The organism is Algibacter agarivorans (genome assembly GCF_039543245.1).
Taxonomy (GTDB): Bacteria; Bacteroidota; Bacteroidia; order Flavobacteriales; family Flavobacteriaceae; genus Algibacter_G; species Algibacter_G agarivorans.
Genome location: NZ_BAABJJ010000051.1, coordinates 1 through 673 on the forward strand (window position 1 = coordinate 1; position 673 = coordinate 673).

Below are 673 nucleotides of genomic sequence, written 5' to 3' on the forward strand. Positions count from 1 at the left end.
TTCATCGAAGAAGCCTTTTAAGTCGATATCTACAATATCCTGATAACCATCATTGATGTACTGCTGGGCTTGTAGTACTGCTTTTTGGATATTCTTTTGTGGTCGGAAGCCATAACTAAACGATTCAAATTCGTATTCAAACTTGGTCATTAGTACTTGGCTTACTGCCTGCTGTAGCCACCTATCTACTACTGTTGGAATTCCTAAAAGTCGGGTTTTTCCTTTTCCTTTAGGGATAGTTACTCCTAAAATTGCTTGTGGTACATAGCTGTTATTACAAATGGACAACAGTAGTTCTGACCTGTTTTCTCTAATGTATTCGGGAAGTTTTAGATGAGACATACTGTCTATTCCGCTTGCACCTTTATTGCGCATAACTTGACGCTCTGCTTTATAAAGATTGGTAGCTTCTAATACTTGGGCAATCATAGTTTTAAATAATTTGTTTACTACTGTTCCGCTAAGACTAGGCTAGCTATGCCTCCTAGTCGAATTACAACGTAATTTAATGTTCTGTCCTTCCTTATTTGTGAGTCCTCTGTATCTTATACAGCTCGTTTCCCATAAGTACTATGACTTCTGCTGACTTCTCCAATATGCCAACCCGTGGCTTTGGAGACCTCCCCAGGTAATGACATCTTCTTTCACTCAATTACTGCCGTATCTACATACT

At 38.9% G+C, this 673-nt stretch carries 1 protein-coding gene; it reads right to left on the reverse strand.

Going from position 1 to position 673, the window contains the following annotated elements; all coding sequences use genetic code 11:
• Nucleotides 1–429, reverse strand: a 429-nt coding sequence (locus ABD935_RS16550; RefSeq protein ID WP_345194041.1) for a reverse transcriptase domain-containing protein, incomplete at its 3' end; no start/stop codon positions are given.
• Between the last annotated feature and the right edge of the window lie 244 nt (nt 430–673).